The following is a 26,760-nucleotide window of genomic DNA, read 5'->3' as shown; positions in this document are numbered from 1 at the left end:
CACCCTGTGACTGGAAACCCAACTGACTGGCATTAGTGGGTGGAACGAGGACTCATAGCAACCACAAATGCCAGTCAGTTGGGAAGGAAGTTAGCCGTTGATGACCTGCGGAACGCCCAGGGCCTTGAGGCCTTCGGCGCCGAACTCGAGGCCGTAGCCGGACTGCTTGGCACCGCCGAACGGGACGCGGGGGTCCACGGCGCCGTGCTTGTTGATCCACACGGTGCCGGCCTGGATGCGTGAAGCGACTTCGCGTGCGGCACCCAAGTCGGAGGACCAGACGGAGGCGCCCAGTCCGACGTCGAGTGCGTTCGCTTTGGCGACGGCCTCATCAACGGTGCTGTACTTGATGATCGGCAGGGCGGGTCCGAACTGTTCCTCGGCCACCAGCGGGTTGTCGTTGTCGATGTCCGCCACCAGGGTGGTCGGGTAGAAGTTGCCCGGCTGATCGGCATCGGGGTTGCCGCCGATCAGCACGCGGGCACCGGAAGCCTTAGCGGCCTCCACCAGCCGCGCCACGATGTCGTACTGCTGCCGGTTCTGCAACGGGCCCAGGACGTTGTTCTCATCCAAACCGTTGCCCATGGGCATCGCAGCAGCAACGGCAGTGAGCTCGGTGCAGACGGCGTCGTACTGGGACTCGTGAACGTACAGGCGCTTCAGGGCGGCGCAGGTCTGGCCGGTGTTGATGAACGCGCCCCAGAACAGGCCTTCGGCGATGGCTTTGGGGTCGGAGTCGGGCAGGACGATCCCGGCGTCGTTGCCGCCGAGTTCCAGCGTGAGCCGCTTGACGGTATCGGCCGAGGAGCGAATGATCGCCTTGCCCGTGGCGGTGGAGCCGGTGAACATGACCTTGCCAATGGCATCGTGCGAGGCCAGCGCTTCGCCGACGTCGCGGCCGCCGGAAACCACAGTCAGCAGGCCGTCGGGGAGTTCTTCGTTGATGATCGCGGCCAGCGCCAGCACGGACAGCGGAGTGTATTCGGACGGCTTGACCACCACGGCGTTGCCCATGCGCAGCGCCGGCGCGATCTGCCAGACGGTGATCATCATGGGCCAGTTCCAGGGGCCAATGGCACCCACGACGCCGATGGGCCGGTAGTGCAGTTCGGCGCGGGTTTCGCCGTCGTCCACCACGGTTTCGGGGTGCAGCGGCGTAGCTGCTGTGGCGCGTAGCCAGGCGGCGCAGGCGCCGACTTCGAAGCGCGCGTTCGGGCCGTTCAGTGGTTTCCCTTGCTCGCGGGAGAGCAATTGGGCGAGCTCTTCGGCGGAACGTTCGACGGCGTCGGCGGCCTTCATGAGCGCAGCGGACCTGGCGTCGTGTCCTAAGGCAGCCCACTCGGGTTGCGCGGTAGCTGCGGCGGCGATGGCGGCTTCGAGGTCCTCGACGGTGTGAACAGGGGCTTGGCCAACAGCCTCGCCCGTGGCCGGGTCAAGGATGGTGCGGCTGTTCTGGCCAGTGGCCGGGGTGATCGAGGCCAGCAGGGCGTCGTAAGTCTCCATTGGTACTCCGCTCGTGTAGTAAGTCTTGGCGGCCGGTTGGGCGCGCGGCGATGTTTCCAGTGTGGTCGGGATCACGCGATGAGCCCTTGTCTACGCACGAACAGCCCTTGACGGGAAGCGAACGCTTTGCCGGCGGTACCTGGTGCTTCATAATCGAGCTTGTGACTCTTGCCTCCCTCGCAGCCTTCGCTGGTCTCTGCCTGGTCCTGTCCGTAACGCCGGGTCCGGACACTTTCCTTGTCCTGCGCATCGCGTTGAACCGTCCCAGTGCGGGCATTGCTGCGGCGGCAGGGTCTGCGCTTGGCGCGATTGCCTGGGCTGGTTTGGTGGGTGTGGGCCTGGCTGCGATTCTCGAGCAGTCCGCGGAATTGTTCCGCTGGGTCAAGATCGCCGGCGGCCTTTACTTGCTGTATTTGGGCGTTTCGTCGTTCATCAAGTCCCGGAAGGCCGCCAAAGCCAGCGCCGACGGAACAGGGGATAGCGCGCCTCTCCCGTACAGCCGACTCTCCGCTCTGGGAGCCGGGGCGCTGTCCACGCTGCTCAACCCCAAGGTTGGTTTGTTTTACCTGGCTGTGGTCCCGCAGTTCATCCCGCACGGCGGCGACACCATGGGCACCTCGCTCATCCTGGGTGTGGTGGTGGCAGTCATCGCCTTCGCCTATTTGTCGATGATCGCCGTCGTGGCATTCAAGGCGATGCGGTGGCTCAAGCGCCCTAAGATGAGTACCGTCGTCGAGCGTGTCAGCAGCGGTGTGATCGCCGGGCTGGGTGTCGGCGTGGTGGCGTCGGGCGCCACCAGCTAGCTAGCCGGCCAGTAGCGCCAGGTAATTATCCAACTGCCCCGCGAGGTCGCGCGAGAAATGCTCGGTGGGGGACAACGCCACAACGATTTGCGCCCCCAGCATCATGTTGAGCAGGTGGTCGGCGACGGCGGCGTCCCCGATAGGGGTGGTGATCTCACCGGCCGCCCGGGCTGCCGCGCAATGAGCCGTGATGGTGGTGTGCCACTGGCTCATGGACTCGCTGTGGAGTGCTGCCATGTCAGCGTCGTTCAGTGCCTTCTGCCAGAACGGAATCACGATTCGGGCTTCGTTGACGCGTTCTTCATCCAGCGGCAGGACTTCGGCGCAGAACGCGCGGAGGGCCGCCACCCCTGAGAGTCCATCTGTCATGGTGGCGATGCGTTGGTTGGTGCGGTTGAAGACGTGCCCGAACGCCGACGTCAGCAGGAGGTCCTTGGTGGGGAAGTAGGGCTTGAGGGCGCCGTTGGCGAAGCCTGCTTCCTCGGCGATTTCCCGCATGGTGGCACCTTCCATGCCCAGCCTCGCGATGATCCGCCATGTTGCGTCTACCAGTTCGAGGCGTCGTTGATCGTGGTCAACAATCTTTGGCACTGGATGGGCTCCCGGAAAAATAAATGGTGGACAGGTCTTGTGACCCATCTTACGTTTTGGTTATTCTCTACACCTATAGAAAATAAATCCTGACCATCATAGGTCCCGGACCAGAGGCAGCCATGACGCCCACAGCAACTGAGACAGCAACTGACGCCGTAGCCACTGAGGCCACGCAGTACGCCCTGGCAACGGGCGCCGAGATCTCTGAGGTCCAAGCAATCCTGCAGGCCGCCGGACACCTCGAATCCGAAAGGCGGATCGCTTACCTAGGGCTGGTGGATCCTTCCCGTGGGCAGGCAGAAGTAGACCGCCGTTTCCGCGTCTTCATTCACGACATCTCCGGCGGAGCCCCAACTGATGTCCTCGTCTCCGTGACCCGCGGCGAGATCCTGACAGCCATAGAGCTGGACACCAAGGTCTCAGGCGAACTCCCTGTGCTGGAAGAAGAATTTGAGGTGGTCGAGACACTCCTCGCCACCGATGAGCGTTGGCTCGCCGCTCTCGCGGCCCGGGACCTGGACGTGAAAAATGTTCGCGTTGCTCCGTTGTCCGCGGGAGTTTTTGAGTACGCCGAAGAGAAAGGCCGCCGCATCCTCCGTGGGCTCGCGTTTGTGCAGGACTTCCCGGAGGACAGCGCTTGGGCCCATCCCGTCGATGGGCTGGTGGCGTACGTGGACGTGGTCAACAAGGAAGTCACGCAGGTCATCGATCTGGGCGTCATGCCAATCCCGGCTGAGCACGGAAACTACACGGATCCTGAACTGACGGGCCCGCTCCGGGAAACGCAGAAGCCCATCAGCATCACGCAGCCGGAAGGCCCCAGCTTCACCGTCACCGGCGGCAACCATGTGGAGTGGGAGAAGTGGAGCGTGGACGTTGGCTTCGATGTCCGCGAAGGTGTTGTCCTTCATAACCTGGCGTTTCAGGACGGCGGCAAGAAGCGTCCCATCATCAACCGTGCCTCCATTGCCGAAATGGTTGTTCCGTACGGTGATCCCTCGCCCATTCGGTCATGGCAGAACTACTTCGACACCGGTGAATACCTGGTGGGTCAGTACGCGAACTCCTTGGAGCTGGGCTGCGATTGCCTGGGTGACATCACGTACCTCAGCCCTGTCATCAGCGATGCTTTCGGCAACCCACGCGAGATCCGCAACGGCATCTGCATGCACGAGGAAGACTGGGGCATCCTCTCCAAGCACTCTGACCTGTGGACCGGCATCAATTACACCCGCCGCAACCGCCGACTGGTGATCTCCTTCTTCACCACCATCGGCAACTACGATTACGGCTTCTACTGGTACCTCTACTTGGATGGCACCATCGAATTCGAAGCAAAGGCCACCGGCGTCGTATTCACCAGTGCATTCCCGGAAGGCGGCTCGGACAACATCTCCCAGCTGGCCCCCGGCCTCGGCGCCCCGTTCCATCAGCACCTCTTCAGCGCCCGGCTGGACATGGCAGTTGACGGTTTCGCCAACCGCGTGGAGGAAGAAGACGTGGTCCGGCAGGCAATGGGCGAAGGCAACGAGCGTGGCAATGCGTTCTCCCGCAAGCGCACTGTCCTGGCCACAGAGTCCCAGGCCGTCCGCGAAGCCGATGCCCGCGCAGGCCGCACCTGGATCATCTCCAACCCCGAGTCCAAAAACCGCCTGGGTGAGCCGGTCGGCTACAAACTCCACGCCGAGAACCAGCCCACGCTGCTGGCTGATCCCGGTTCCTCCATTGCGAAGCGTGCGGCTTTCGCCACCAAGGACGTATGGGTCACCCGCTATGCCGACGAGGAACGCTACCCCACGGGCGACTTCGTGAACCAGCACTCCGGCGGCGCCGGTTTGCCGGCCTATGTGGCCCAGGACCGCGACATCGACGGCCAGGACATCGTCCTCTGGCACACCTTCGGCCTCACTCACTTCCCGCGGGTGGAGGACTGGCCCATCATGCCCGTGGACACCGTCGGCTTCAAACTCCGTCCGGAAGGCTTCTTTGACCGCAGCCCGGTCCTGGACGTGCCGGCCAACGCAACAGGCTCGAGCTGCCACAGCGAGGCAGCCTCCGGCAGCGAGCACGGCGGGGAACATGGCGAGCCTGCCGGGCACTGCCACTAAGCCGCAGCCCGGGCCTCAGACCCAGGACACGGAAATGACAGGACGGGTCCGGGCCTCCGGGCCTGTCCTGCACCCCCGGATCTGCGCGGCCCTCACGGCGGTCTCTTGCCTGGTGCACCTGTGGCTCGCAGCCTCGGGACACCACGGCGCGTGGCTGGGCATCCTCATGATCGGCCTGGCGGCAGTGTGTGTTCCGTGCACCGTCCATATCTGGCGCCACAGCCGGGTGGGCGCACTCCACCAGGTGACCATCTCAGCCTTGGCAATGGTGGGACTCCATGCCGTCCTGCTGCTGGGAGCAAGCGGTTCCGGACACGCCCACGGCCGGGGACCGGCGTCGAACGCTGTTGATACCTCCGGCGCTGCCGGTTTGTTGCTGGTGATCGGACTGGAAATCACGACGGCGTTACTCGCCGCCACGCTGGTGGCCCGCCTCCGGCGTGGGCGGCCTGGCCGAGTTCGCGGGAATCCTTCCACGTCGTAGGGAAATATCCAGCGACTTGGCAGGTTTCCCGCTACTTCGCGCCGGCGGATAACGAAACCCGCGTCAGCTTGTCCGGGTTGGACACTTGGCGCAGCTCCCGGATGCTCCCGTCCGGGCCGGTGTTGATCACCAGGATGTCTGAGCGGCCATGATGCCTGAGCACCATGGCCGCCTCGCCATTGACCCCGATGACCCCAACGCTCACCGGCCGCACAGGATCGAAAACCACCGCTTTGCCGAGGATGCCCGCAAAGAACCGCGCGATCCTGACCGCCCCGAACAAAGGGTTCATGGCGCTCTTGACCCTGCCGCCGCCGTCGGCCCATAGAACGGCGTCCCGGTCCAGCATGGCTACAACCGTGTCAATGTCTCCCTGCTCGATCGCTCGAACCAGCTTGTCCAGGGCTGCGCGATCCTTGGCCCGGGGAGCGGGTGCCGCGGGATCGATCTCCAAGCGGCGTTCGGCCCGTGAAATCATCTGGCGCACGGTGGCTGGGGTCTTTTCCAGGATTTCCGCGATCTCCGGGGCGGACATGGAGAAAGCGCGATGCAGTACCAGTGCCGCACGGGCTTCCGGCGCCAGCTGCTCAGCCAGATGCAACAGGGTCAAGGACAGCAGCTCGCGGTTGGCCACCGTTTCTTCCGGGAGGATGGTGGTATCCACAGGCTCGGGCAGCCAGGGACCGGTGTACTCCTCCCGCACGGCGGCGAGTTGGCGCACCCGGTCAACAGAGCGCCGCACGCAGACCGTTGTCAGCCACGCGGGCCACGAATCCACGCGGCCCGCGTCCGCTTTGCGTTCCCGCTGAACAGCATCGATCGCCACTTCAGAGACCACGTCCTCCGCATGCCCGAAGTCGCCTAACATTCTGTAGGCGATCCCCAGAAGGCGGTTCCGTTCGCTCTGCCACGCCGAAGTGGCCGACACCGCAAGAGTCATGCTGCCAACGCTACCTCTCAGACGATCGGGTTCTTCTCATCAACCGGCGGTTCCATCTGGGTGCTCACAGCGATCCTGTTCCACACATTGATCGTGGAGATGGCCAGAAGCAGGCCGCCCATCTGGCTGTCGTCGAAATGCGTGGCCGCAGCGTTCCAGATTTCGTCCGTGACTGTCTCCGGGCCCAGCTGTGTTACCGCGTCGGTCAGGGCAAGAACTGCTTGCTCGCGCGCATCGAAGAACACCTTCGAGTGCTGCCAGGCCGCCACGGCATGTAGCTTCCTTTCCGGGATCCCGCGCTTCCGTCCGTCCGTGGCGTGCATGTCCACACAGAAGCCGCAGCCGTTGAGAATGGAGGCGCGAAGTTTGATCAGTTCGTAGAGATCGGGATCGACTGACTTGCGGGCATAGCCTTCGAGTCCGATGACGGCGGCGTAGCCGAGTTTGTTGCTTCGGCCGATATTGATGCGGGGCATGTTGTTTTCCCTTCAGTGATGGTGCCTTACATGAGGGTTGTCGGATACGGCGCCGAAAGTGTGACAGGGGCCGGCAATTGTTAGAGTCAGTCGGTGCGCGCAGTAGTTTTTGATGAGGTCCGGACCCAGCCCGACGTGAGGGAGGTCGCCAAACCCCACGCCCCCGTTGGAGGCGTGGTGGTGAAAGTGCTGGCGACGGGCATGTGCCGCAGTGATTGGCATGCCTGGGCCGGCCACGATGACATCGCCATGCCCCACGTACCGGGGCATGAGCTCGCCGGTGTCATCGACGCCGTCGGGGAAGGCGTCCAGCGTTGGAAGGTGGGCGACCGCGTCACCGTCCCGTTCGTCTGCGGTTGCGGCACCTGCGAATGGTGCCTGGCCGGCGACGCACAGGTCTGCCCGGACCAGCAACAACCCGGCTTCACCCACTGGGGATCTTTCGCCGAGTTTGTGGCCCTGCACGCTGCCGACAGCAACCTGGTTGCCATCCCTGACAATGTTGAATTCACGACGGCGGCAAGCCTCGGCTGCCGCTTCGCCACGGCATACCGTGCATTGGCTGCCCGTGCGCAGGTGAAGGCCGGCGAGTGGGTGACCGTGGTTGGCGCAGGCGGCGTGGGGCTGAGCGCTGTGATGATCGCCAAGGCCATGGGAGCGAGGGTCATTGCAGTGGACCGGAACCCCGAGGCCTTGGTTGTAGCGGCACGCTTGGGTGCGGAACACACTGTGCTCGCTGATGGCGCGGACATCCCCGCCGCAGTTAACGCCCTCTCCGGCGGAGGCAGCCACGTGGCGGTAGACGCCGTCGGAAGTGAACAGACTTGCGCCGACGCGATCCTCAGCCTTCGCAGGCGAGGCCGGCACGTCCAGATCGGGTTGCTGCCGTCCATCGACGGCAACCCGCAAGTGCCCATGGCCCGTGTGATCGGCTGGGAACTTGACATCTTGGGCAGTCACGGCATGGCCGCCGTGGACTATCCGGGCATGATGGCGCTCATCGAACAGGGCGCGCTCCAACCGCAGCTGCTGATCGAACGCACCATTGGCCTGGAAGACGCAGCGGCACTGTTGCCCGGCTTCGACCAAGCAAACCCCGCCGGCATGACCATGATTGACCCTGCTCTGTAAGTACGTCCCCCGCCCGACCTAGTTGGGTGAGTCTGCGGGGCGGTTCCTGTACGCGGCGAGGAAGTGATCGATGCGGCGCACCGCTTCCTCGATGTCCTCCACCGCCGGCAGGATCACAAACCGGAAATGGTCCGGCGTGGGCCAATTAAATGCCGTTCCGTGCGAGACCAGGATTTTCTGCTCCTGCAGGAGTTGGAGGACGAACTTCTCGTCGGAGGCAATGGGGTAGATCTCCGGATCCAGCTTGGGGAAAAGGTACATGGCGCCCGCGGCGGGAACGCAGCTGACGCCCGGGATCGCGGTGAGGAGTTTCCACGCCAGGTCCCGCTGGTCCCGGAGCCGGCCGCCGGGTCGGATGAGAGCTTCGATGCTTTGGTACCCACCCAGGCACGTCTGGATTGCGTGCTGGGCTGGAACGTTGGCGCACAACCGCAGGGAGGCCAGTAGTTCCAAGGACTCCCGGTAGGCAGTGGTTGCGGTCCGGGGTCCCGTGACGGCAACCCAGCCTGCCCGGTAACCGGGCATGCGGTATGCCTTGGACAAGCCGCTGAACGTCAGGACGCAGACGTCGTCCGCTACGGCCGCCGTGTGAATGTGCGGGGCGTCCACGTAGCGGATCTTCTCGTAGATCTCATCCGAAAACAGGACGAGGTCATGCTTCCTGGCCAGCGCTGCGAACTGCTCCAGAATGTGGCGGGGATAGACGGCGCCGGTGGGGTTGTTCGGGTTGATGATCACAATGCCCTTGGTGCGCGGGGTGATCTTGGCTTCGACGTCGGACATATCCGGCCACCAGTTCTCCTCCTCATCGCACAAGTAGTGCACGGGGTTGCCGCCCGTCAGCGTCACAGCTGCGGTCCACAAGGGGTAGTCCGGTGCGGGGATAAGGATTTCGTCACCGTTCTCCATGAACGCCTGCAGTGTCATGGAGATGAGCTCGCTGACGCCGTTGCCGATGAAGACATCCTCCACGCCGATGCTCATCAGTCCGCGCGTCTGGTAGTACTGCGAGATGGCGGTGCGGGCGGAGAAAATGCCCTTGGAATCGCTGTAACCCTGAGCACCCCGCAGGTGATGGATCATGTCCACCACAACAGACTCCGGCGCCTCCAGCCCAAACGGTGCTGTGTCCCCAAGGTTCATCTTGAGGATGCGATGGCCCTCGGCCTCCATGGCCTTGGCCGCTTGGAGGATGGGTCCACGGAGTTCGTATCGGACATTCTGAAGTTTGCTGGAGTGCTGCATCGGACGCATGGTTGATCTTTTCATGGCACCGGCCCAGAGGGGCAAACTGTTCCGGAATCAGACCCAGCGAATGACCACGGGAAGGCGCCGGGTGCTTGCCGAAACTTCCCGTTCAGTGCCGTCCACAGCAACAGCGAAGTGCTGAACGTCGTCCGCTGAAGCCAGGACCTCGAAGTGCCCTGTCGCGTCACTGACGGCGGCGGTGGCCGAGGAATGGGCATGGATGTAGGCGTCGGGAATCCCTTTGTTGTGCCCGTCCACCAGTCGTCCCCGGATCCGGCGTCCGGCAGCCGTGTTGCCCACTGCCGCCTGGGCAGGCGGATCCGACGGTTCCTCGAAGCGAAGGGATACAGGGATGCAGACCAGGAAGCCCAACCCTTGTTGGATGGCACCGGAGTACTCCTCGGGCCGGAACTCGCCGTTGGACACTACGGAGTACTGACTGTGCAGTTCCACAGCCAGCAGCAGTTGCTCCATGTTGTCCAACTGCTCCGGGCCGTGACACTCCACGGCCACCCTCAGCTCAAGGTCCAGAACCGGGCCTTCGCGACGGGACCTGCCTACCCGGTTGAGAGAGACGGCACGGACGGTGACGGGAGCGTCAGGTGGGGGAACGACGGCGGTGGGGGACCCGTCGTCGAACCTGACGTGCTGAGGGGCGACGGCGTCGGAAAGTACCCCCAGGAGGTCGGACAGCGACGAACGCACATGGCCCACGGCAGAACCCCAGCCGGACAGAGATCCACTAATTCAACTGGAACTAGGCTACTCCCGCTGTTCCCCGTAGTCACTGGGGTTCAGGGGTAACTCCAATCGATCGAGTGCCCGTTCCCCCGGCCGCATCAGCGGGCGGGGGTCCCCTCCATGGGTGAACCAGGGTCAGGCGAGGCCCGGGACGCGATCGTTGATGGTGAAGGACTTCTTGGTGCTGACCGGAGCGCCCGGCGTGGTGACGTAGTCCAGTACCCGGAAGTCCGCGGTCATGGCGTCTTTCGTGATGCGCGTGTTCACGTAGCCGCGGTTGTCGTTGTAGAACTTCAAATGCGGGTTCCAGGCCATGGTCGGATCTGTGGTGGATCCGGTGCCATCGCCCGTGGAAGTGATGGAAGTGCACACCAGTTCCGAACCAACCACAGGCGACGCCGGGTCCTTATAGTCGACCTTGAGGTCGGTGGCCCAGTGCCGGTGGACGTCGCCGGTCAGTACGACGGCGTTGCGCACCTTGGCGTCCACCCAGCCTTGGGTGATGCGGCGGCGGGAAGCGGCATAGCCGTCCCAGCCGTCCATGGAAACATCGTCGATGTTCGGCGCTTTGTCCCGATCCCGCTCGGCGAAGAAAACCTGCTGGCCCAAGATGTCCCATCGCTGCGTTGAGCCCTTGAATCCGTCCAGCAGCCACTTCTCTTGATCAGCACCGGTGATGGTGCGGTTCTCGTCCAGGCGCTCGGCGACGTTCTTCCGCCAGCCGTCACCGGCGAGCTGATCGTCCCGATATTGCCGCGTGTCCATCATGTGGAAGTTGGCTAGCTGGCCCCATTGGATGGTGCGGTAGATCTTCATGTCGAATCCAGCCGGAACCGATGACGAACGCAGCGGCATGTTCTCGTAGTACGCCTGGAATGCTGCTGAGCGACGCTGACGGAAACGCTCGGTGGTGTCGTTCATCTGGCCCGCATCGCTGTTCTCGGGGATTTCGTCGGCCCAGTTGTTGTCCACCTCGTGGTCATCCCATACCACCAGCCAAGGCGCAATTGCGTGCGCCGCCTGCAGATCGGCGTCGGCCTTGTATTGGGCGTGCCGTTGGCGGTAGCCCGCGAGGCTGACGGTCTCCGGCCCTTCATGATCGCGGGGGTTGCCGCCGCCGATCACGTAGCTGTCCTTCTTGTACTCGTAGAGGTAGTCGCCAAGGTGGAGCACCAGGTCCGGGTGGTCCTCGGCCAGACGCTTATACGCTGTGAAATAGCCGTGCTCGTACTGGGCGCAACTGGCGAACGCCATAGCCAGGACGGCGGGGGTCTCGCCGGGCGCCGGGCTTGTCAGGCTGCGGCCAACTTCGCTCATGTGCCGCCCGGTACGGAAACGGTAAAAGTATTCCCGGCCCGGCTTGAGGCCCTTGAGTTCGACGTGAACCGAGTGGGCGGTTTCGAGCCTTGCATGTTCGACGCCGCGGGCTACTACCCGGCGCATCGTAGGGTCTTCTGCGACTTCCCAAGCGACGGCGACGTTGCGGGTGGGCATCCCGCCCAGGCCATCTTCGGCCACGGGGTTCACGGCAAGCCTGGTCCAGATGACGAAGCCGTCGGGCCATGGTTCGCCCGACGCAATGCCGAGGGTGAACGGATCGGTGCGGAGGCCGGCGTCGTCAGCTGTTGAAACGGCGACGGCGGTGCCTGGCAAGGCGGCGACGAGTCCGGCGCCGAGGCCGGCCGAGATGAGGGACCTGCGTGAGATGTTTTCCATTTACCCGACCCTAGGTAGCCTGGGTTGACTGAGCTCAAGGGTGGCGTGAATCAGCGGTTAATTGTGTGACAAAAGTTGTTATCCCGGGCTAAATCAGTGCTGGCCGTGATGAGGGCTCGTCTATGCTCAGTTCATGACGACGGGGGAAAGCCCTAAGCGGCCTGGTGCGGTGACGTTCTCTGTGGTGCTGACGTACATCGGTGGCATCGCCCAAATCATTCTGGGGATCCTGACGATTTTCCTGCGCTACACGCCGGAGGCCCAGTCCGGTGGCATTGCCCTGCCCATCACGTTGCTAGGTGCAGGCATGATCCTGTTCGGCTTGTTGGTGATCGGACTGGCATCCGGAGTGGCGCGGGGAAGCGAGGCAGCCCGTCGCGGCGCAACAGCGGTCATGCTGCTCGGCCTGGCCTTTGCCGTGCTGGACCTGATTATTGCCTCTGATGGAGATTGGTCCGCTGTGATCTCGCAATCCATCGCAACGGTGGCCGTAGTTATCCCGCTGTGGGTCGGCCGCGGGCGGCGCTACTTCGAGACTCGTTGACGCAGGGCCTCCTGGGCGTCCCGGTAGGCAACACGGCGGTGCACGAAGCGGACAATCTCGATCAGCGCGATACAAGCCACGGATGTTCCCAGGACGAGTAGCGCCGTGGGCAGCGTTGGGTCGGTGAACTGGAGGAAATCGCGGGCAATCGGCACGGAATAGACGACTACCAGCCCGATCATCATGGCGCCGATGACCATCCCTTTGAACCGGGTGACCGGTCGCGAGAGCACCACCAGGATCCAGATGCCGATGATCGCCAGGATGAGTGTGGACCCGGTCCTGATCTCCGCTTCCGGAATTTGCAGGTTCGCGGCGAGCCGGGCGTAGGAGGCCAGGCCCAGGGTCACGGCCACACCCGCTGGCACGGCGAACGTGAGTGACCTCCGCAGGAAACCGGGAACGTAGCGCTGGGCGTTGGGCAGCAAGGCCAGGAAGAACGCCGGAATGCCGATGGTCAGGCCGTCAGTCACCGAGAGCTGCCGGGGAAGGAACGGGAAAGGCAGAAGGAGAATGCCGAACGCGATGGCCAGGAACGTCGCGTAGGCCGTCTTGGTAAGGAAAAGCATGGAGACGCGCTCGATGTTGGCAATGACCTGCCGGCCCTCGGCCACCACGCTGGGCAGGTGCGAGAACTTGCCGTCCAAGAGCACCAGCCGGGCCACTGCCTTGGTGGCGGCGGCACCGGAATTCATGGCGACACCGATGTCCGCTTCTTTGATGGCAAGGGCATCATTCACGCCGTCGCCAGTCATGGCAACAGTGCGGCCTGCAGCCTTCAGTGCCACGACGATCCGCTTCTTCTGGTCAGGTGTCACCCGGCCGAAGACCACGTTGTTGTTGATGACGTCCAGGAACTCCTTATCGTCATCCGGCAACTCCCGGGCGTCAAAACCGTGGGGTGCATCCAGGCCGACTTCCCGGGCGATCGCGGCCACCGTTTGTGGGTTGTCACCCGAGATGATCCGGACATCCACTTCCTGTGCTGCGAAGTAAGTGAGCGTCTCCGCAGCGTCCGGACGGATGTTCTCCTTGAACGTCAGGAGGACCACGGGGACAGCATCTGGCGGAACGGTCTCGTCGTCGGTGGGTGTGCCGTGGGCAAGGACCAGCGTGCGCCGACCGGTGGTTGCCAACTCCGCGGCTTGGGTGGCAAGTTGCCGCTTCACGGGATCGCTGGAGTCGTGGTCCGGGAACACCATTTCGGGGCCGCCCAGAATCCACATCCCGTCGTCGAAAATCACCGCGCTCCACTTGCGGGCCGACGAGAAGGGCACCCGGTCAAGCGGGTGGCCGGCTGGCTCGTTGAAGTGCCCCGCGAGGCTGCGGGCCGTTGCGTTGGCATCTTTCTGCACGCCATACCAGGAAAGAACCGACTCCCAACCCGGACGAGAGGTGAGCGGGTGCACGGCGTCGAAAACAATGTCGCCCTGGGTGAGGGTTCCGGTCTTGTCGAGGCAGATAATGTCCACCCGCGCAAGGCCTTCCACCGCGGGCAGCTCCTGCACCAGCACCTGCTGACGGGCCAGCTTTACCGCCCCCACAGCGAAGGTAATGCTGGTCATCAGCACCAGCCCCAGGGGGACCATGGCGACGACGGCGGCAATAGTCGCCGTCGCTGCGTCCCGCCACGCTCCACTTGCCGAGGCTTCGGCCCACCCGCCTTGGGCAATCATCTGTGCGTTCAGAACCAACAACGCCACGGGACCGACGAACCAGGTGACCCATTTCAGGACGCGATCGATCGAGGAGCGGAGCTCCGACGCTACAAGGGAGAACCGTTTGGCTTCGGCGGCGAGCGAGTTGGCGAAGGAATCTGCGCCCACCCGATCCACCACCGCTGATCCTTCACCGGCGACCACAACAGAGCCGGACAACACCCGATCCCCGATTTCCTTCTCTACGGCATCGGATTCGCCTGTCAGCATGGATTCGTCCACTTGGAGTCCGCGTGATCCGGACACTAAACCGTCGGCTGGGACTTGGTCCCCAGCCCTCAGGACAAGGGTGTCGTCCAGCACAACGTCGTCCAACGCGATCTCTGCTTCCGAGCCTTCACGCATCACCCGGGCATGCGGGGCGTTCAACAGGGCCAGGCGGTCCAAAGCCCGCTTTGCCCGGTATTCCTGGACGCTGCCGATGACCGCGTTCGCTATCGCGCTGAATCCGAAGAGCGCATCCTGCCAGCGGCCAATCGCGAAAAGGACGATGAAGCAGGCAAGGATGATGCCGTTGAACAGGGTGAGCACGTTGGCGCGGACGATGCTCCACACGCTGCGGCTGGTGTCTTGGACGAACGCGTTGGTTTGCCCCGCGGCGACCCTCTCGGCAACCTCGGCAGTGCTCAGTCCTTGAGTGGAGGCCATCTTTTGCCGGACGGTTTCCCCTGCTTGATCCTTCTCGAGTTCCACTCATTCCCCCGTTGTTTGGGTCGCTTCAGGGATTGTCATCGGACAGGGCGTGCGATGGGAATGAGTATGCCAGCCGCGCGGCATTAAGTCGCTGTCGTCGTCGTCGGCTGTCGCTGTCCGGCTGGCGTGGCCGGTCAGTGGCCGGTCAGTGGCCGTTAGGCGGTGAAGGCGAGGTCTTTGGCGTTGAGCCTGTGGAGGAGAGGTTCGCCGCGGGAGATCCGGCGCGCTTCCTCGATGGTGCTGACCGCCATGCGCTCCAGTTCCATGCCCAGTGAACCTGCCAGGTGCGGTGTGAGCAGCACGTTGGGATGGGTGTAGAAGCCTGAGTCCGCGGGCAGCACCCAAGGCGTAGTGACGTCCAGGACTGCGTAGAGGTCGCCTTGTTCTATGCGACCGAGTAACGCATCCTGATCAACCAGTTCGCCACGGGAGGTGTTGATGAAGGTGGCTCCCGGCTTGAAGCTCGCCACCAGCGCCCGGTGGATCAGGTTGTAGGTGGACGGGAGCGACGGCGCGTGGAGGCTGACGACATCGCACGTGGCCACCAGCTCTTCCAGACCAAGACGTTCGACGCCGAGCGCGGCCGCCGCGGCCTGGTCCAGGAAGGGGTCGGAGACGAAGACCTTCACGTCGTAGGACTTCAGGAGGCGGATGACGTGCTTGCCGATCCTTGAGGCGCCAATGATGCCCACCCGCTTGCCGAAGTTGCCCATGTCCGGAAACACCTGGTCCGGCTCGATTTCCACCCTCTCGGTGTGGAGCTTGCGGGCGATCTGCAGGACTCTCTTGTTGGCCAGCAGGATCATGGCCACCGTGTATTCGGCAACCGGAATGGAGTTGGCATCGGCAGCCGTGCTGATTTCAATGCCCCTTTCCCAGCACTCCTCGCCCACGTGATGCCTTACCGTGCCTCCGGCATGGAGGACATGGGTCAAGCGCGGGGCCGCGGCCAGGGCAGCGGCGTCCAGTTTCGGGCATCCCCAGCCGGTGATGAGGATGTCCGTCTCCGCAAGGAGTTCCAGCGAACGCGGCGCGGTGAAGTCTTCCATGGGCGTCGGGCTGAGCAGCCGCAGCCCCGGACCCAGGGCCTCCAGCCTGCGGGACGGAAAGACCCGGTCGACGACGCCGGGACCCATGGCCATTGCGACGTTCAGTGATGTTGTTGTCATTTGACGCTCCCTGCAGTGAGGCCGGACTTCCAGAAACGCTGCAGCATGATGAAGGCCACCAGCAGCGGAATGATGGACAGCAGAGAACCCGTGATGACCATTGGTGTGAATTCAGGCTGCGGTACCGAGTAGCCCTGCCAGATGGAGATGCCGACGCTGACGGGCAGCAATTGCTGGTCCTGGAGCATCACCAGGGGAAGCATGAAGTTGTTCCACACCCCCACGAACTGGAACAGGGCAATGGTGATGTAGCCGGGCATCATCATGGGCAGGCCCAGGGAGAAGAAGGACCGGATGGGTCCGGCGCCGTCCATGCGTGCGGCTTCAAGGGTTTCGGCAGGAACGTAGCTGGCGGAGTAAACCCGCGCCAGGTACACACCGAAGGGGTTGCACAGGACTGGGATGAGGACGGCCCAGATGGTGTTGGTCATGCCCACCAGGGAGGCCAGAAGGTACATGGGCAGCACCGTGGCCGTGTTGGGAATCAGGACGCCCACCAGGACGAAACCGAAGAGTGAGTCTTTCCAACGGAACTGGAACTTGTCGAACGCATAGCCGGCCATCACCGAAATCAGGCTGCCCAGCACGGCGCCAACACCGGCATACATCACGGAGTTACCCAGCCATCGGAAGAACAGGCCTCCGTCCTGCTTGGCCACGTTGGCGATGTTCTCGAACAAGGAGAAGTTCCCCAGAGCGTAGGCGCTGGTGCCGTAGAGGTCCGCCGCGTTCTTGGTGGAGGCGAACACCAGCCACAGGACCGGTACCACCATGTAGGCGGAGCCGATGATCAGGAGACCGTTGACGGTGAGCTTGCTGGCGAAGCCACCGCCGCGGTTGGAGCTGGATCCGGTGCGGTTGGAACGGGATCCGGCGCGGCGGGGAGTTGCTGTGTCCGGGGTAGTGCGGGGGCGGGGGAGAGTTGAGGCGCTCATGATTTGTTCATCCTGGAGCTAAGGCGGGTGACGGCCAGGGACAGGACTGCGGCCAGTCCGGCGATGATGATGGAGGCAGCCGCGGCCTGGTTGAGGTTGTGACGGATGAAGGCCGCGTCGTAGGCCCAGAGGTTGGGAACCCAAGTACTGGTGACTGATGCTGTGGCCTTGGAGATGATGGACGGTTCCGTGAACAGTTGCAGGGTTCCGATGATGGTGAAGAGCATGATCACGCTCAGCGCCGGAAGGATCAGCGGGAACTTGATGCTGATGGCCGCGCGGATTTCGCCGGCACCGTCCACGCGGGCGGCTTCCAGGATTTCGCGGGGAACAGCCTGCAAAGCGGTGAACAGAATGATGACGTTGTAACCGGTCCACTCCCAGACGCCGATGTTCACGATGGACGGAAGAACCAAGTGCGCGTCGAGGAAGTTGATCTGGATCCCCCCGCCTTGGAGAGCCTGGATCAGCGGACTGATACCCGGGGTGTAGAGATAGGCCCAAATGAGGGCGGCGATGACGCCGGGTACTGCGTGGGGAAGGAACACCAGGAGCTGGAAGAGCTTGCGCGCCTTGGCCACCGTTGCATCCAGGAGGAGGGCGAAGACCACTGCGCCGCCCACCATGCAGGGAATGTAGATCAGGCAGTACAAGCCAAGGCGGGCGATGCCTTCCACAAACGTTTCGGACTGGAAGACCTGCACATAGTTCTCAAGTCCAACGAAGACCGTCTTGGCTTCCCCGAAGCCCAGCCCGGACTTCTGCTGCGAGTGGAAACTCAGCACCAGGGAGTAGATCACCGGTGCGATCATGGCGATCGCGAAGACCGCGAAGAAGGGAACCAGGAACAGCGCGGCAGTCCTTCCGCCGGTTCCCGCCAGTGCACGGCCTCGGCGGCGCACTGTGGTGGTGAGGGCCTGGGTGGCCATGGGATTCTCCTAGCTTGGAGGGGGCCTCATCCTGAGGCCCCCTGCCTGTGTGGCTATTCGGTGGCGGAGTTACTCTTTGACGGAAAGGCCGGCCTGCTTCAGGCTTGCCACGGTGGCGTCCTGGGCAGTATCCACGGCGTCATGGATGGTACCGCCGGTGGTCAGCTTGCCGTAGGCGTCCTTGAGCGCAGTGTTGGTGATGTCCCAGTTGGGACCCCACTGCCAGCCCGGGGTGATGGTGCCGTACGCCTTGGTGAAGACCTCGTAGATGTCGTTGCCGAAGTAGCTGGCGTCATACGCCTTCTGCGCCACCGGCGTCAGGCCCGGGAAGGCAAGGAAAGCGGAGCCGGTGTTGCCGCGGGCCTTGATGGCTTCCTGGCTGGTGGTGAGGAACTCGACGAACTTGGCGGCCGCGGCCGGATTCTTGCTGCTCTTGGTCACGTTGAAGCTGGATCCGCCATAGAAGGCGCCGGACTCGTTGCCCCACGTCGGCAGTTCCGCAGCGATCCACTGGCCCTTCTGGCCGCTGGCCTCGGTGCGCTTCTGGATGCCCGTGGCGCTCCAGTTGGCACCCAGCACGCCAACTACGTTGCTGTTGGCCAGGTCCAGGCTCCACTCGTCACTGTAGGCTTGGCTGACCTTGACGATCTTCTGGTCAATGAGCTTCTGCCAGTAAGAGGCAACCCTCTGCGTGGCCTCATCATTGACGCCCACCTTCCAACTGTCACCCTCGGTGCCGAACCACTTGGCACCTGCCTGCCAGGCCAATCCGGCGCTCGCCGCTACCTCGTTGGGGTTGAAGCTGGCCAGGTAGGAGTCAGGCGCTACTGCTTTGAGCATTTTGCCGGCCTGTTCGAATTCATCCCAGGTTTTGGGGACCTCGACGCCGGCCTTCGCCAGCATGTCTTGGCGGTACCACATGAGCATGGGGGCTGCGTCGTACGGAAGCGCGTAGGTTTTCTCACCGAACTGGACCAAAGCCTTGGTCTCGTCCGTGAGCTTGTCCACGGTCTCGGCCTTGTTGATCAATCCATCGAGCGGGATCACCTGGCTGTTGCTGACGAACTGCGGCAGCTGCGGATATTCGATGGTGGCTACGTCAGGGCCGTTGCCTGCCGTGATGGCGGTGGAGAGTTTTGCGTAGCCACCGTTGGCACCGTTGGGGATGGTTTCGAAGCTGACCTTGATCTTGTCCTGGCTGGCGTTGAACGCTTCGGCCACTTTGTCCATGCCTGCCAACGAGGACCAGAAGGTGATGGATCCTGAGGGATCTTCCGTGGGGGTGGGCGCTGCCGCTGGGGTGGGGCCAGTACCGCAGGCGGCCAGCAACAGAGTGCTGGCGGCCAAGCCAGCTACTCCGGCAAAGAGATGACGACGCTTCATGGTGTTCTCCTTTGAAGACTTGCGATGCGAAGAAGGTTTGTGTGGTTGGGGCCACATGAGGTGAATCCATGTAACCGCGCCGCTTCGAACATCTACAAGATTTCAAACATTTTCAAACATTGCCGAGTGACGAGTTTAAGGGTCTCTGTTGACTTGGCTGTGGAACTTCGCCGTCAATTCTGTTTGAACGAACAGAAATGCTGGACGCTGTCAGCTTCACGCTGTTATGAATTCTGGACACCCGAAACGGCGACTACTGAAAAGCCATCACCTAAGAACAGGGATTCCAATGGAGAAATCGAACATCAGCAGACGGTCAGTCCTTCAAGTAGGCGGAGCAGCGTCACTCGCCGCGGCCATCGGGCTGGCAGCCGGCCAACCGGCGTCGGCGTCCGCCCTTCTGGGCTCGAAGCCCAAGGCGACGGAAATCCTGGACCTGGGTCCCGCCGTCGTACAGTTCTCCCTGATGAGCGGCCTGCTGGTTGGCGATGTTCTGTACATCGGTTCCCGCAACCTGGAGCCGGTCCGGATCATTGCCTTCCACGTCCCTACGGGCAAGGTCATCGGCCAAACCGAACTCAGCAACGGCCACTCCATCCAGACGTTGGCCGCCGATCCTTCAGGCCGGTACCTTTACGCGGGTGTCCTCCAGAAAGCCGCCGGCACGCTGCCGAACCTGTTCCGTTGGGACCTCAACAGTCTCGGCACCAAGGCTACGGCGATCGGCTACATCGGAGACCGGGATGTCCGGGACATCAGCGTTGCACCCAATGGCCGGCTTTATGCAGTTGGCGGCGGAAGCAGCACCGCACCAGCGCTGTGGGAATACAACCCCGCCACCGGCCAGGTAGCGAGTCTTGGCATCCCGGACGCGGGAGCAACCTTGGCCCGCGCCGTGGCCGCGACGGACGCCACGGTGTTCTTCGGTGCGGGCAGCACGCTCAACGGCGGAAGTGGCGCCAGCCGGGCCTGCCTCTACGCCTACGACACAGCTTCCAGGAAGTTCACCAACGTGACTCCGTCCGAAATCCTGCCAGATCCCAGCATCCGCGACCTCGCAGTGGCGGGGGACAAGCTTGTGGTCAGCTCCGCGGGATCGTTGGAGAACGCCAAGATGGCCGCTCTCAGTCTGGCCAACCACTCGTCGTACACACTGACGGTCTCGGAAGGCAAGGTGGCCAAGAGTTTCGCGGTGATGGGGGACAACGTCTATTTCGCCAACGAGACCGGACTACTCGCCTACTCGCTGGCATCGAACACGATCGCTGCCGTGCCGTTTGAGGGCCCCTCGCTCGGGGAAGTCTGGGGTGTCGATTCCAGGGATGGGAAGTTGCTGGTCACCTCCGGTTATGGCTTCATCGCCGAGATCGACCCCCTTGCCGGGACATCGAAGACCACTGACCTGGGTGAGGCCGGTGCGCCGTCGGATCCTCAAACGGTGATGGGAATTGCTGCTGGCGCGGGCTACGTCTACGTGGGTGGCAATGGCGTCATCGCCCGGCGTTCGCTGAAGGATGGCCACGTCACGAACATGAGGGCCCCCGGCGAGGCGAAGGACGCGATCGTTGTGGATGGGGCCCTTTATACAGGCCAATACAGCGGCCAGGGCATCTGGAGCTACAACCCACTTGACGGAAACCCGATCACGCAAGTGGCGGAGTTCCCCAAGGAACAGAACCGGCCGCTGGATGTGTGCTGGGACGAGCGCAACAAGCTTGTCCTGGTAGTCACCCAGGCAGACACCGAAGGCGGCGGTTCGCTGTGGACTTACGACCCCCGAACCGGAAAGAAGGGCTTCTTCGTCAACCCCATCGACGACGTCCAGCTGGTTCGCGCTGTTGCCAGCCGCGAGGGCGTGGCCTACTTAGGCGGCGGCCTCCCGGGCATCACCGGGGCAGGGACAGTAGTGGCGTTCGATCCCATTGCGGGCAAGGAGCTGTGGCGGATCGATCCAGGCCAGGGTGCCGGCGTCTCCGCCCTGGCTGTGCAGGGGAAGTATCTCTACGGCATCTCCCGCAAGGGCAGCGTTTTTGTCATAGACCTGCCGAAGCGCAAAGTGGTGCATCAAGCCGATATCAGCTCCGTCTGCTACGGCTTCGCGGCCCTGGTCACCAACCGCGGCGCGGTGTATGGCGTTTCCAACACCCACGTCTTCCGCTTCGACCCGAAGACCTTCGAGCTTGCCACCGTGGTGGCCGACATCGACGGCGCTTGGTACAGCGGCTCGCACATTAACAACGATGAGGACGGCTACCTCTACACCATGCGTGGGAGGAACCTCGTGCGGATCAACGACCACCCCCGGCGGTAGGTGCCCGGCGTTGCGGGGCCTGCTTTGCGCTCTCTGGCGAGTATTTACCGCGCAGAGCGGGCCCCGCAACGCACGTGCATACGGTCACCTATGCTTGTTTGAACATCTGGATTCCGGAGAGGGTGGGCATGCTTAGCGGCGAACGCCACGAGAAGATTCTGCGCGAGCTTGAAATGCGGGGATCCCTGACCGTCAATGGGTTCGCGGAGAAGACCGGGCTGTCCACCATGACCATCCGTCGGGACCTGACACAGCTGGCTGCCCAAGGGCTGCTGCGCCGGGTCCACGGCGGCGCCGTTCCCGTCCCCTCCGAACGGCCAGGCGACACCGTTCACAGGAGATCCCGCCAGCCGCTCGCGACCCTGGGCCTCATTGTCCCGACCACGGGCTACTACTTTCCGGAGGTCATCCGCGGCGCGGAATCAGCCGCCAGGGAATTGAATGCCCGGCTGATTCTGGGGGTCAGCAACTACTCCGCGGAAGACGAACACCGGCAGCTCCAACGCATGGTGGCCAACTCCGTGGACGGGATACTGTTGGCAACCGCCGGATCCCTTGAACCCGGATCTCCAACGTTCGAGCTGCTGTCCGGGCTGCGAATCCCCGTAGTGCTCGTGGAACGTTCAAGCCGGGTGTTCGAATCCGTGATGTCCGATCACAGTTATGGTGCCGAGCTTGCCCTTGAGCACCTCGCATCCCTGGGCCACCGCAGGATAGGGCTTGCCATCGCCACCAGCCCCACAGCGCCGTGGCTCCGTGAAAGCCACGAGCGCATGGTAGCCAAGCTGGGGCTCGAAACTGATGCGCCCATCATGGAATACGTTCGTTCAGTGGTGGGCGCAGGCAACAACCAAAAAGAGTTCGCGAAATTCCTCAGAGACTGCCGTCGCACTGAGACGCACGCGGCCCTGGTGCTCCCGGACGAGGAAGCCATCACGTTGATTAACCTCGCCGAGGAAGCAGGGCTTGACGTCCCGGAGGACCTGGCGATCGTGGCCTACGACGACGAGGTGGCGGACCTCGCCCCCGTGCCCCTGACCTCCATCGCCCCTCCGAAGCGGGACGTAGGCCACGCCGCCGTCGCCATGTGCATGGAACGTCTTGCCGGAAAGACCGGCTCTGCGGTTTCGCCGGCGCTCCGCCGGGTGAGCCTGGCCCCGAAACTGATCATCCGGGAGTCCACCGTGCCGGGGGAGGATGTGGAGTAGGGGGAGCAGCTCTGAGAAATGTCAGTGGCGGTCAATAGGTTTGTGTGCATGACTGATTCGCGTGCCCTGGCTTTACCCGCAGATTACAAAGATCTCTTAGACGCGCTCAAGAAACGCGTGCGCGATGCGCGTCAGACCGCCCGTCGAACCGTCAACACACAGCTGATCGAGTTGTATTGGTCGATCGGGAAGACTGTGTTGGAGCGCCAGCAGGCGGAGCAATGGGGGAGCGGGGTCATGGGACGCCTGGCCGAGGACCTCCGTGCAGAGTTCCCGGAGATGAAGGGCCTATCGCGATCCAACCTTTTCTATATGCGGGGATTCGCGGCCGCCTGGCCGGATTCAATTGTCCAACAAGCCGTTGGACAATTGCCGTGGGGCCACATCACAGTGCTGTTGGACAAACTAGACATGCCGGAGGACCGGGATTTGTACGCTGGCGCCGCAGTTGACCACGGCTGGTCTCGCAACGTCCTGCTGAACATGATCATGAACCGGACGTTGGAAAGGACAGGCGCGGCGCCATCGAACTTTGTCCAACGGCTTGTTGGACAAGATTCCGAACTGGCCCAGCAGGTGGCCAAGGACCCCTACAGCTTCGAATTTCTCGGCCTGTCGGGGGAAGTCGCCGAACGGGACCTTGAACTGGCCCTTACCAGCCGAATCACTGAAACCCTCAGGGAACTCGGGCCGGGATTCTCGTTCGTTGGCCGGCAGGTCCACTTCGATGTCGACGGCGACGATTACTACGTCGACATGCTGTTCTTCCACATGGACCAGAACCGGTACGTCGTCGTAGAGCTCAAGACAGGAAAGTTCCAGCCTGAGTACGCCGGCAAGCTGAACTTTTACGTTGCCCTTGTGGATGACATGCTTCGCCGGGAGCATCACAACGAAACGATTGGCATCCTGATCTGCGGCACTAAGAACGACCGCAGCGTCAGGTACAGCCTAGGGCGGTCAACCTCACCCATGGCAGTCGCCGCCTATACATACGACAAGCTCCCAGCCTCCGAACAGCAAGCCCTGCCCAACGAAAGCCACCTGGTCGCTGCCCTCGAATGGGCAGAACCTGACGAGGGACAGACCGAACACACTTAGGCGGTAACGCCAACAATTGAAGTCACTCCCGCCACGGCGTGAACCGCGGCCACCACCCCGGGACATGGCGTCGGTAGTTCAGGTATTGCTCGCCGTAGGTCTCGGTGAGGGTTGGTTCCTCGTAGCCCTTCACAAACGCGACTACCGCGGCGAGGACAATCACCGCATAGATCACCAGCCCCCAACTTCCGAACAGCAGTGCCTGGCCCAGAATGATGCTCAGCACCGCGAGGTACATCGGATTGCGCACAAAGCGGTAGGCGCCCCTCACCACCAGCGTTTCAGTGGGAGCCACAGGAGCGGGCGTTCCGCGGTGCACGGCAAACAACGCGAAAGCGTGTAGGAGGAAGGCCACCCCAGCAGCGATGGCGCTCCACGCAAAGAACAACACAATCCACGCTGAGCCCCAGTCAAACCACCGCCAGCCGGAGATCAGCCCGGGAACGAGTCCTGCCACGATGCCAGGGGCGAGGAACAGGAAGAGAACCGTCCCGATCCACGCACGTGCTGGTGAGCTTGCCTGGGCCATGCGCGCCAGAATAGCCCCACCCGGCTTACCGCGCGACCCTCCCGCCGACTCGGCGTCCGGACTAGCATGGCGCGCATCAAAGAGCCCTGGAAGAACTCACCAAGAGGAGCACACCCTGGGAATTCTCTCCGTTGACCTTTTCATCACCCTCGACGGCGTGTATCAAGCGCCGGTCGGTCCCGACGAGGATACGTCGGGCGGGTTCGAGTTCGGAGGTTGGCAGGCGGCTTACTCGGACGAGGAGAGCGGCGAGGCGATCGTCGCAGGAATCGACCGGATGGACGCGCTGCTGCTGGGCCGCAGGACCTATGACATCTTCGCCGGGTTCTGGCCCAACCAGAGTGACCACATTGCCGACACCTTCAACGCCCTGCCGAAGTTTGTGGTCTCGCGGACCCTGAGAGACCCCGGATGGACAGGGACCACAGCATTGCCGGACGTTACGGACGTGGAAGCTTTGAAGGACAGATTCCAAGACATCCACGTCATCGGCAGCGGCGACCTCGCCAGGTCATTACTCGAAGCAGACCTCGTGGTCCGGCTCAACTGGTACCTCTACCCGCTCACGTTTGGCTCGGGTAAGCGCCTGTTCCCCGACGGAGCCGGCGTGCCCGCGGCCTTCCGCCTGGCGCAGCCACCGCGTGGCTTCGCGAAGGGCGCCGTCGCCCTCGTTTACGAGCGGGCGGGCGCCCCGGTCACAGGCATCGACATCAGCCAGGCCAAACAGCGCACCAAGTACTGCAAGCACAACAGAAGCCTTCGACGGCGGGTGGCAACCCGCCGTCGAACGCTTCTGTTTGGTGGAACTAGCTCAACACAGGTTCGGACAAAGGCGCGCGCTGAACCTTTCCACGAACCACAATCAATGCGACCAAAGCGATCAGGATGTAAATCATGTTGGCCGGCCCGGCAAGCACCAGGAAGGGGCTCTGCGGGCCGGCGGCTGCCTGGTCAATGCCGCCTGTGGCGAGGAAAAGGGTGGGATCGTACAGTGCGTGAAGGATGATCGGCCAGATCAGGTTGCCGGTGACGCGCAGGGTCAGGTACATGCAGATCCCGAACCCGAAGGTGAAACCGACAGTCACCAGGACTGTGGCGATCGGTTGACCGGAAAGGGCGTTGGCTGCGTGCAGGAGGGCGAAAATCAGCGATGAAAGCACCATGACCACCCACTCGGACTTCCCTGAGTCCCGCAGCATTTTCACTACGATGCCACGCGTCAGCACCTCTTCGGCGAAGCCGATCAACAAGCCAGTGAGGAGGGTGACCACCACCACCGAGGCCTCATAGCTGCCGTAATCGATGCCCAGGAAGCGAAGGACAATAGCGACCACCAAGAAGAACGGCGCCACCCACATCCACCACTTCCCCTTGATGGGCTGCGGCGCGAAGAGCGGCCTGAGCCAGCCTGTGGAGGACAAGAAGGCCAGCAGCACCACACTGCCAACAATCAGCGAGAATGTGATGCCGAAGAACACACTCTGAGGCGTGCGGAAGATGTCCTCCGTGTCTATCTGGTCTCCAGCGACCGCACCGATCAGCAGGCCGGCGCCCAGATAGAAGGCCATGTAGAGCACCACCAAGAGAAGGGACCGCCACCACCCGCCCCGGTTCCAGAATGCTTTCCAGCCGGATGTGAGTGAATCCTGCCCCATGTACGGTCCCCTTTTCATGGAATACGGGATGCGTTTGCCCCCGCTAAAAACCTACTGCATTCAGCTCCTGCGCCGATCGCCAGGCATGCCGGTAATACTGGGCGTGCGCCACCATGGACGCGGCCTCTTCATCGATGATGATCGTGGCGTGGGGATGCTGCTGAACCACCGAGCCAGGCACGGCCGAGGAGACAGGTCCTTCCAATGCTGCGGCAACGGCATGTGCCTTGTTCGCCCCGAAGGCCAGGAGGACCAAGTGCCTAGCACGGAGGATGGTCCCCAGCCCTTGGGTGATGCAATGCGTTGGAACCTCGTCAGGGTTTCCGAAGAATCGGGCGTTGTCCCTGCGGGTTTGCTCCGCCAAGGCCTTGATCCGGGTGGGTGAAGCCAACGAGGAGCCCGGTTCGTTGAAGGCGATGTGTCCGTTGGAACCGATGCCCAAAATCTGGAGGTCGACGCCACCGGCCTCGGCGATCAACTCTTCGTACTCCGCCCCGGCCCGGCCAATGTGTTCGCCAGTTCCGCGCGGTGTGAAGACCTGATCCGGATTCAATCCCAACGGCTCAACCACTTCGCGGGTGATGACCGAGCGGTAGCTTTCCGGGTGCTGCGGAGGAACCCCGAGGTACTCGTCCAGGGCAAAGCCATGTACGCCGGAAACATCGATCCGATGGTCACGGACGGCCCGCGCCAAAGCTGCGTACGTGGAGAGTGGGGTGGAGCCCGTAGCCAGGCCCAGCACGGTAGCGGGATTCGAACTGATCTGCTGGGCGATGATGGAAGCGGCGAGGGAGCCAGCCTCGGCCTGGTCGCGGACAATGATGATTTCTGCCATGGGTTT

23 protein-coding genes and 1 pseudogene are annotated in these 26,760 nt (G+C 63.0%); 9 read left to right on the top strand and 15 right to left on the bottom strand.

Going from position 1 to position 26,760, the window contains the following annotated elements:
- Positions 1-90: 90 nt before the first annotated feature.
- Positions 91-1,503 carry an aldehyde dehydrogenase family protein gene (locus tag ARUE_RS18815; RefSeq protein WP_014922902.1) on the bottom strand — a complete coding sequence of 471 codons (1,413 nt, stop codon included), beginning with the start codon at positions 1,501-1,503 and terminating at the stop codon, positions 91-93.
- A 161-nt stretch (positions 1,504-1,664) separates the two neighbouring features.
- On the opposite strand from ARUE_RS18815, the gene ARUE_RS18810 reads away from it, so the two are divergent.
- Complete coding sequence (locus tag ARUE_RS18810) at positions 1,665-2,306, top strand: LysE family translocator (RefSeq protein WP_014922901.1); 642 nt, start codon at positions 1,665-1,667, stop codon at positions 2,304-2,306.
- Here the strand turns inward: ARUE_RS18810 and ARUE_RS18805 are convergent, their stop codons facing one another.
- Positions 2,307-2,897: a TetR/AcrR family transcriptional regulator gene (locus ARUE_RS18805; protein WP_011776238.1), complete on the bottom strand. Its 591-nt coding sequence runs from the start codon at positions 2,895-2,897 to the stop codon at positions 2,307-2,309.
- Between the two features lie 122 nt (positions 2,898-3,019).
- Here ARUE_RS18805 and ARUE_RS18800 point away from each other — a divergent pair, with 122 nt between their 5' ends.
- Together ARUE_RS18800 and ARUE_RS18795 are read left to right on the top strand one after the other, a co-directional pair.
- Positions 3,020-5,008 (top strand): primary-amine oxidase, encoded by a 1,989-nt coding sequence (locus ARUE_RS18800; protein WP_014922900.1) that lies wholly within the window; start codon positions 3,020-3,022, stop codon positions 5,006-5,008.
- A 34-nt stretch (positions 5,009-5,042) separates the two neighbouring features.
- A complete protein-coding gene (locus tag ARUE_RS18795) occupies positions 5,043-5,492 on the top strand; it encodes a hypothetical protein (protein WP_043470730.1) in 450 nt (149 codons plus the stop codon).
- Between the two features lie 31 nt (positions 5,493-5,523).
- Here the strand turns inward: ARUE_RS18795 and ARUE_RS18790 are convergent, their stop codons facing one another.
- Together ARUE_RS18790 and ARUE_RS18785 are read right to left on the bottom strand one after the other, a co-directional pair.
- Positions 5,524-6,432 (bottom strand): sigma-70 family RNA polymerase sigma factor, encoded by a 909-nt coding sequence (locus tag ARUE_RS18790; RefSeq protein ID WP_014922898.1) that lies wholly within the window; start codon positions 6,430-6,432, stop codon positions 5,524-5,526.
- 17 nt (positions 6,433-6,449) lie between these two features.
- The gene (locus tag ARUE_RS18785) at positions 6,450-6,908 is read right to left on the bottom strand and encodes a carboxymuconolactone decarboxylase family protein (RefSeq protein WP_014922897.1); all 459 of its coding nucleotides are present in this window, start codon (positions 6,906-6,908) and stop codon (positions 6,450-6,452) included.
- Between the two features lie 93 nt (positions 6,909-7,001).
- Between ARUE_RS18785 and ARUE_RS18780 the strand changes: the two genes are divergently transcribed.
- Positions 7,002-8,039 carry a zinc-dependent alcohol dehydrogenase family protein gene (locus ARUE_RS18780; protein WP_014922896.1) on the top strand — a complete coding sequence of 346 codons (1,038 nt, stop codon included), beginning with the start codon at positions 7,002-7,004 and terminating at the stop codon, positions 8,037-8,039.
- Positions 8,040-8,057: 18 nt separating this feature from the next.
- On the opposite strand, the gene ARUE_RS18775 is transcribed toward ARUE_RS18780, so the two are convergent.
- The 3 genes from ARUE_RS18775 to ARUE_RS18765 all read right to left on the bottom strand — a co-directional run bounded on the left by ARUE_RS18775 (position 8,058) and on the right by ARUE_RS18765 (position 11,744).
- The gene (locus ARUE_RS18775; protein WP_043470727.1) at positions 8,058-9,293 is read right to left on the bottom strand and encodes a pyridoxal phosphate-dependent aminotransferase; all 1,236 of its coding nucleotides are present in this window, start codon (positions 9,291-9,293) and stop codon (positions 8,058-8,060) included.
- Positions 9,294-9,341: 48 nt separating this feature from the next.
- Entirely contained in the window at positions 9,342-10,001 is a 660-nt protein-coding gene (locus ARUE_RS18770; protein ID WP_014922894.1) for a hypothetical protein, read from the bottom strand.
- Between the two features lie 162 nt (positions 10,002-10,163).
- A complete protein-coding gene (locus ARUE_RS18765) occupies positions 10,164-11,744 on the bottom strand; it encodes an alkaline phosphatase D family protein (protein WP_014922893.1) in 1,581 nt (526 codons plus the stop codon).
- Positions 11,745-11,877: 133 nt separating this feature from the next.
- On the opposite strand from ARUE_RS18765, the gene ARUE_RS18760 reads away from it, so the two are divergent.
- On the top strand, positions 11,878-12,288 hold the full coding sequence (locus tag ARUE_RS18760; RefSeq protein WP_051025028.1) for a hypothetical protein: 411 nt from the start codon (positions 11,878-11,880) through the stop codon (positions 12,286-12,288).
- On the opposite strand, the gene ARUE_RS18755 is transcribed toward ARUE_RS18760, so the two are convergent.
- From ARUE_RS18755 to ARUE_RS18735, 5 genes are all read right to left on the bottom strand, one after another.
- Positions 12,270-14,699: an HAD-IC family P-type ATPase gene (locus ARUE_RS18755; RefSeq protein ID WP_014922891.1), complete on the bottom strand. Its 2,430-nt coding sequence runs from the start codon at positions 14,697-14,699 to the stop codon at positions 12,270-12,272. The genes ARUE_RS18760 and ARUE_RS18755 overlap by 19 nt on opposite strands.
- A gap of 155 nt (positions 14,700-14,854) precedes the next feature.
- The gene (locus ARUE_RS18750; protein ID WP_014922890.1) at positions 14,855-15,868 is read right to left on the bottom strand and encodes a hydroxyacid dehydrogenase; all 1,014 of its coding nucleotides are present in this window, start codon (positions 15,866-15,868) and stop codon (positions 14,855-14,857) included.
- Positions 15,865-16,803: a carbohydrate ABC transporter permease gene (locus ARUE_RS18745; protein ID WP_014922889.1), complete on the bottom strand. Its 939-nt coding sequence runs from the start codon at positions 16,801-16,803 to the stop codon at positions 15,865-15,867. The genes ARUE_RS18750 and ARUE_RS18745 overlap by 4 nt, the downstream gene beginning before the upstream one ends.
- Positions 16,800-17,732: a carbohydrate ABC transporter permease gene (locus ARUE_RS18740; protein WP_014922888.1), complete on the bottom strand. Its 933-nt coding sequence runs from the start codon at positions 17,730-17,732 to the stop codon at positions 16,800-16,802. The genes ARUE_RS18745 and ARUE_RS18740 overlap by 4 nt, the downstream gene beginning before the upstream one ends.
- Before the next feature lie 69 nt (positions 17,733-17,801).
- Complete coding sequence (locus tag ARUE_RS18735) at positions 17,802-19,115, bottom strand: ABC transporter substrate-binding protein (RefSeq protein ID WP_014922887.1); 1,314 nt, start codon at positions 19,113-19,115, stop codon at positions 17,802-17,804.
- A gap of 289 nt (positions 19,116-19,404) precedes the next feature.
- Between ARUE_RS18735 and ARUE_RS18730 the strand changes: the two genes are divergently transcribed.
- The 3 genes from ARUE_RS18730 to ARUE_RS18720 all read left to right on the top strand — a co-directional run bounded on the left by ARUE_RS18730 (position 19,405) and on the right by ARUE_RS18720 (position 23,735).
- Positions 19,405-21,426 carry an outer membrane protein assembly factor BamB family protein gene (locus tag ARUE_RS18730; RefSeq protein ID WP_014922886.1) on the top strand — a complete coding sequence of 674 codons (2,022 nt, stop codon included), beginning with the start codon at positions 19,405-19,407 and terminating at the stop codon, positions 21,424-21,426.
- Between the two features lie 98 nt (positions 21,427-21,524).
- Complete coding sequence (locus ARUE_RS18725) at positions 21,525-22,634, top strand: substrate-binding domain-containing protein (protein ID WP_014922885.1); 1,110 nt, start codon at positions 21,525-21,527, stop codon at positions 22,632-22,634.
- Between the two features lie 48 nt (positions 22,635-22,682).
- Complete coding sequence (locus tag ARUE_RS18720) at positions 22,683-23,735, top strand: PDDEXK nuclease domain-containing protein (protein WP_014922884.1); 1,053 nt, start codon at positions 22,683-22,685, stop codon at positions 23,733-23,735.
- Between the two features lie 22 nt (positions 23,736-23,757).
- Here ARUE_RS18720 and ARUE_RS18715 read toward each other — a convergent pair whose 3' ends face one another.
- Positions 23,758-24,264, bottom strand: coding sequence for a methyltransferase family protein (locus tag ARUE_RS18715; RefSeq protein ID WP_014922883.1), 507 nt, complete (start codon positions 24,262-24,264; stop codon positions 23,758-23,760).
- 115 nt (positions 24,265-24,379) lie between these two features.
- On the opposite strand from ARUE_RS18715, the pseudogene ARUE_RS23845 reads away from it, so the two are divergent.
- Positions 24,380-24,982 (top strand): annotated as a pseudogene (locus ARUE_RS23845) (dihydrofolate reductase family protein); the annotation flags it as partial.
- An 88-nt stretch (positions 24,983-25,070) separates the two neighbouring features.
- On the opposite strand, the gene ARUE_RS18700 reads toward ARUE_RS23845, so the two are convergent.
- Entirely contained in the window at positions 25,071-25,919 is an 849-nt protein-coding gene (locus ARUE_RS18700) for a CPBP family intramembrane glutamic endopeptidase (protein WP_014922882.1), read from the bottom strand.
- 43 nt (positions 25,920-25,962) lie between these two features.
- Positions 25,963-26,754, bottom strand: a complete 792-nt coding sequence (gene nagB / locus ARUE_RS18695; RefSeq protein ID WP_014922881.1) for a glucosamine-6-phosphate deaminase — start codon at positions 26,752-26,754, stop codon at positions 25,963-25,965.
- Between the last annotated feature and the right edge of the window lie 6 nt (positions 26,755-26,760).

The sequence above is a fragment of the Arthrobacter sp. Rue61a genome (genome assembly GCF_000294695.2).
Lineage (GTDB): Bacteria > Actinomycetota > Actinomycetes > Actinomycetales > Micrococcaceae > Arthrobacter > Arthrobacter aurescens_A.
The sequence above is the reverse complement of the archived record's forward strand: the minus strand, read 5'-3'. Positions and strand labels throughout refer to the sequence as shown.

What these genes read in the sequence shown, in the direction of transcription:
- ARUE_RS18815 (WP_014922902.1), bottom strand. Translation starts at nt 1,503, where the DNA reads ATGGAGACTTACGACGCCCTGCTGGCCTCGATCACCCCGGCCACTGGC.
- ARUE_RS18800 (WP_014922900.1), top strand. Translation starts at nt 3,020, where the DNA reads ATGACGCCCACAGCAACTGAGACAGCAACTGACGCCGTAGCCACTGAG.
- ARUE_RS18795 (WP_043470730.1), top strand. Translation starts at nt 5,043, where the DNA reads ATGACAGGACGGGTCCGGGCCTCCGGGCCTGTCCTGCACCCCCGGATC.
- ARUE_RS18790 (WP_014922898.1), bottom strand. Translation starts at nt 6,432, where the DNA reads ATGACTCTTGCGGTGTCGGCCACTTCGGCGTGGCAGAGCGAACGGAAC.
- ARUE_RS18785 (WP_014922897.1), bottom strand. Translation starts at nt 6,908, where the DNA reads ATGCCCCGCATCAATATCGGCCGAAGCAACAAACTCGGCTACGCCGCC.
- ARUE_RS18775 (WP_043470727.1), bottom strand. Translation starts at nt 9,293, where the DNA reads ATGCGTCCGATGCAGCACTCCAGCAAACTTCAGAATGTCCGATACGAA.
- ARUE_RS18765 (WP_014922893.1), bottom strand. Translation starts at nt 11,744, where the DNA reads ATGGAAAACATCTCACGCAGGTCCCTCATCTCGGCCGGCCTCGGCGCC.
- ARUE_RS18760 (WP_051025028.1), top strand. Translation starts at nt 11,878, where the DNA reads ATGACGACGGGGGAAAGCCCTAAGCGGCCTGGTGCGGTGACGTTCTCT.
- ARUE_RS18750 (WP_014922890.1), bottom strand. Translation starts at nt 15,868, where the DNA reads ATGACAACAACATCACTGAACGTCGCAATGGCCATGGGTCCCGGCGTC.
- ARUE_RS18745 (WP_014922889.1), bottom strand. Translation starts at nt 16,803, where the DNA reads ATGAGCGCCTCAACTCTCCCCCGCCCCCGCACTACCCCGGACACAGCA.
- ARUE_RS18740 (WP_014922888.1), bottom strand. Translation starts at nt 17,732, where the DNA reads ATGGCCACCCAGGCCCTCACCACCACAGTGCGCCGCCGAGGCCGTGCA.
- ARUE_RS18735 (WP_014922887.1), bottom strand. Translation starts at nt 19,115, where the DNA reads ATGAAGCGTCGTCATCTCTTTGCCGGAGTAGCTGGCTTGGCCGCCAGC.
- ARUE_RS18730 (WP_014922886.1), top strand. Translation starts at nt 19,405, where the DNA reads ATGGAGAAATCGAACATCAGCAGACGGTCAGTCCTTCAAGTAGGCGGA.
- ARUE_RS18720 (WP_014922884.1), top strand. Translation starts at nt 22,683, where the DNA reads ATGACTGATTCGCGTGCCCTGGCTTTACCCGCAGATTACAAAGATCTC.
- ARUE_RS18715 (WP_014922883.1), bottom strand. Translation starts at nt 24,264, where the DNA reads ATGGCCCAGGCAAGCTCACCAGCACGTGCGTGGATCGGGACGGTTCTC.
- ARUE_RS18700 (WP_014922882.1), bottom strand. Translation starts at nt 25,919, where the DNA reads ATGGGGCAGGATTCACTCACATCCGGCTGGAAAGCATTCTGGAACCGG.
- nagB (WP_014922881.1), bottom strand. Translation starts at nt 26,754, where the DNA reads ATGGCAGAAATCATCATTGTCCGCGACCAGGCCGAGGCTGGCTCCCTC.